This window comes from Mycobacterium sp. 1482292.6, from assembly GCF_001672995.1.
GTDB lineage: Bacteria > Actinomycetota > Actinomycetes > Mycobacteriales > Mycobacteriaceae > Mycobacterium > Mycobacterium europaeum_A.
In genome coordinates this window covers 1-4037 of record NZ_LZKV01000234.1, presented here as the reverse complement: position 1 = coordinate 4037, position 4037 = coordinate 1, and the positions used below count along the sequence as shown (strand labels likewise).

General features: G+C 67.8%; 4 protein-coding genes. 2 read left to right on the top strand and 2 right to left on the bottom strand.

Translation table 11 applies throughout. The annotated features are described in order from the left end of the window. Both A5624_RS23895 and A5624_RS23890 read right to left on the bottom strand, forming a co-directional pair. A partial coding sequence (locus A5624_RS23895; RefSeq protein ID WP_197519024.1) for an acyl-CoA dehydrogenase family protein occupies positions 1-420 on the bottom strand: 420 nt, incomplete at its 3' end. Between the two features lie 4 nt (positions 421-424). Next, on the bottom strand, positions 425-1621 hold the full coding sequence (locus tag A5624_RS23890) for a cytochrome P450 (protein WP_066872040.1): 1197 nt from the start codon (positions 1619-1621) through the stop codon (positions 425-427). 193 nt (positions 1622-1814) lie between these two features. Here A5624_RS23890 and A5624_RS23885 point away from each other — a divergent pair, with 193 nt between their 5' ends. Both A5624_RS23885 and A5624_RS23880 read left to right on the top strand, forming a co-directional pair. After that, positions 1815-3275 carry an aldehyde dehydrogenase family protein gene (locus A5624_RS23885; protein WP_066872038.1) on the top strand — a complete coding sequence of 487 codons (1461 nt, stop codon included), beginning with the start codon at positions 1815-1817 and terminating at the stop codon, positions 3273-3275. After that, positions 3272-4037, top strand: a 766-nt coding sequence (locus A5624_RS23880; protein ID WP_197519023.1) for a CoA transferase, incomplete at its 3' end; no start/stop codon positions are given. The genes A5624_RS23885 and A5624_RS23880, both read left to right, overlap by 4 nt.

The window sequence follows — 4037 nt, the reverse complement described above, 5'->3', positions numbered from 1 at the left end:
CGTGCGCACCGAGGCGAGGTCGCTGCCCGCGCCGGGTTCCGAGTAGCCGATGGCGAACTCCGCCGTGCCGTCCAGGATCGCCGGCAGGAACTGACGCTTCTGCTCGTCGGTGCCGTAGTGCATGAGCGTCGGCCCGACGGTGTTGAGCGTCACTAGCGGGATGGGTGCGCTGACCCGGCGCGCCTCTTCGGAGAAGATGAACTGTTCGATGGCCGAGAACCCTCGTCCGCCATATTCTTTCGGCCACCCGACGCCTAGGAGATTGGCCGCGGCGAGGGCGCGGATGCACTCGCGTACGGCCGGCCCGCCCTCCATGTGCTCGCTGACCGCGGCGACGCGTTCCGGCGTCATCACCGTTTCCAGGGTCGCGCGGATCTCGGCGCGCAGCTTGCATTGCTCTGGCGTGTATTCGAGGTCCATCGGCTCAGATTCCCATCCGCACCGGCATGCGTTTGACGCCGGGCACCATGGTGGCCCGCATCCTGTGCACGTCGCCCACCAGCTCCATGGTGGGGAAGCGGCGCAGCAGCTCGTCGAACAGCACCGTCGCCTCCAGGCGCGCCAATTGCGCACCGACGCAGGAGTGTTCACCGCAGCCGAAGGCGATGTGCGGGTTCGGGTGACGGGTCACGTCAAACTCCTCGGAGTCGGGGCCGAACACGTCCTCGTCGCGGTTGGCCGACCCGTACAGCATCACCACCACCTCGCCGGCGCGGATCCGCTGGCCGCGGATCTCGACGTCGGCGGTCGCGGTGCGGGCCATGTGCACCACTGGACTGTTCCACCGCAACATCTCCTCGACGGCGAGCGGGATGCGTGCGGGGTCGGAGACCAGCAGGCGGCGTTGGTCGGGATGCGCGATCAACGCCAACGTGCCCAGCGCGATGAGGTTGCGGGTGGTTTCGTTGCCGGCCACCAGCAGCAGGAAGGCGAAGTTGAGCAGGTCTTCGTCGGTCAGCCGGTGCTCGTCGATCTCGGCCTCGGCCAGGACCGACAGCAGGTCGTCGCGCGGGTGCACCCGCCGGTCGGCGATCAGCGCCTGGAAATACTCGAAGAGCTGGCCCATGGCCACCAACGAGTCGAGTTCGATCTCGGGGTCGGCCGTCCCGGTGGCCGCGTCCGACCACGCCCGGAACTGCTCCCAGTCGTCCGGCGGGGCGCCGATCAGTTCGGCGATCATGCGGGTGGGCAGTGGCGCCGCGACCTCCTCGGCGAACTCGTGGACCGAGCCGGGTTCGATGCCGTCCAGGATCCCGCGCACGATCTGACGAATCTTTGGCTCCAACACGGCAACCCGCCGCTTGGTGAAGCCGGAGTTGATCAGCTTGCGCAATTGGCGGTGCCGGGGCGGGTCGCTGAAGATCAGGTTGCCCGCCTGTACCGGGTTGGGATTCGCCGGGTCCGGAATGGTGATGCCCTTCGTGGACGAGAACAGCGCCGGATTGCTCGACACGAACCGGATGTCCTCGTACTTCAGCAGCGCCCAGAAGTCGGTGACGTCGTTCCAGCACACCGGCGCGGTGGCGCGCAGCTCCCGATAGGCCGGGTAGGGATCGCCGGCGTAGAAGTCGGGGGAGTGCAGCGGGAAGCTCGGCGAGCGCAGCGGCGGATGAGTCTGCACGGCAAGCCCCTCTCGCAGGACACCCGATCGGACAGATTGAGGCAATCTGTCCTGCGGACTGTGTCTACTCCGTGCCGTCGCATGCTGTCAACACGACACGTAGATATTGCGGTAGCTTGCAATTCGCGCGATTGATGATTGACGAGGGCGACACGGAGGTGTACACCAAGTGATCAGATGACCGGAGGAAGCCATGGCCGATTCGCCCGCTCTAGTCCAGACCTATCAGCTCTACATCGACGGCAACTGGGTCGAGCCGCAGGACGGCCGCTATGACGACCTGTCCCCGTCCACCGAGGCCGTCATCGCCACCGCCCCGGACGCGAGCGTCGCCCAGGTCGGCGATGCGATCGCGGCCGCTCGCCGCGCCTTCGACAGCGGACCCTGGGGCACGATGACCGCCGAGCAGCGCGCCGGGTGCCTGAACCAGTTGGGCGAGGCGCTGACCAAACACGCCGATGACTTCTTTGCGCTGTCCCAGGCGGAGTGGGGCTGCATCGCCAACGAGCGCATCATGCAGATCGACGGCGCCGGCTTCATGTCCATGCACGCCGCGCAGCTCGCCACCCAGCTGGTCGACCAGGAGGTCACCGGCATCAGCGCCGGAACCACCGTGTTGCGGCACGCGCCGCTGGGTGTCGTATCGGTGCTGACGCCGTGGAACTTCCCGCACTGCCTCAACGTCATGAAGCTGAATCATGCTCTGGCGGCGGGCAATACGGTCGTGCTCAAGCCGTCCCCGCTGACACCGCTGGCCGGTCTGGCATTGGCGCGGCTCATCGACGAGCACACCGACATCCCGCCCGGGGTGGTCAACGTGGTCACGCCGTCCGGTGTCGAGGCGGCCAAGCTGCTGACCACCGATCCGCGCATCGACATGGTCAGCTTCACCGGCAGCTCGGCCGTGGGCCGCCAGGTGATGTCCGCCGCCGGGGACACGATGAAGCGGATCCTGTTGGAACTGGGCGGCAAGTCGGCCAGCATCGTCCTCGACGATGCGCAAATCACCGACGACATGCTGCGCCAGATGCTGTTCGAATCCTGTTCGCTGCACGCCGGGCAAGCCTGCATCCTGCACAGCCGGCTGCTGCTTCCCGACTCGCTGCACGACGATGTTGTCGATCGGCTCGCCGCCTTGGCCCGCGAGGTCAAGGTGGGCGACCCCACCGACCCCGAGGTGCAGATGGGTCCGTTGATCAGTGCGGCGCAGCGCGACCGAGTCGAGTCACACGTGGCCGGCGCGCTGAATGACGGAGCGAGGCTGGTGACCGGCGGCGGCCGGCCGGCGGATCTGGACGTCGGCTTCTACTTCGAACCGACCATCCTGTCCGGAGTGGACCCGAATTCGACTATCGCGCAAGAGGAAGTGTTCGGTCCGGTGTTGACCGTGCTGCGCTACCGCGACGACGACGACGCGGTCGCCATCGCGAACAACTCGCAATACGGGCTCTCCGGCGCGGTGTGGGGCGGTGACGTGGACCGTGCCGTCGGGGTGGCGCGCCGCATCCGCACCGGCCAGATCGCCGTCAACGGCGTCAACCCGGGCGGCGCGCCGTTCGGCGGCTTCAAGCTCAGCGGGCTGGGCCGCGAGGGTGGCGGGATCGGCGGACTGCACCAATACATGGAACCGATGGCCATCGGGATCCCCGCGTGACGGGACCCCTTGAGGGGCTGCACGTCGTCGAAATCGCGGGCGAGATCTCGGGTCCCTACGCGGCAAAGCTTCTGGTCGACCTGGGCGCCGAGGTCATCAAGATCGAACCGCCCGCCGGAGACCCGCTGCGGCGCTGGGGGCCGTTCCCCACCGGACTCGCCGACCCGGATCGGTGCGGCCTGTTCGAGTACCTCAACGCCGGCAAACACGGTGCCACACTTGACCTCTCGGAGGGCCACGATCTGGCGTCTGCGCTCGAGCTCATCGCGCAGGCGCAGGTCCTGATCGAAGACCTCCCGCCCGGAACCCTGAAGGGCTGGGGTCTGGGCATCGACGATTTGCAGCGGATCAACCCGAACCTGGTAATTCTGCGCATCTCTGAGTTCGGTCAGTCCGGTCCGTCGCGTCATCGACCCGCCACGGCGCTGACCCTGCAGGCGGCGTCGGGCTGGGTCAGCACCCGGGATCCGCAGCGCCCGCCGGTTCAGGTCGGCGCCCGGATCGCGGAATACGTCGCGGGGGCCTACGGCGCCCTGGGCGCGTTGACCGCGCTGCGCCGGCCGCCCGGTGGCCGGATCACGGAAGTCGATGTCGCGCAGCTGGAATCGTTGATCTCGACGCTGCCCTATCCGATGTTGATGGCACAGCGGATGCGACGCCTCGGGCTGCCCGCCAACCTGCGGTCGGCACCCATGCTGGGCGTCGTCCGGGCCGTCGACGGCTGGGTGGGCATCAACTGCCTGACCGGTCAGCACTGGCTCG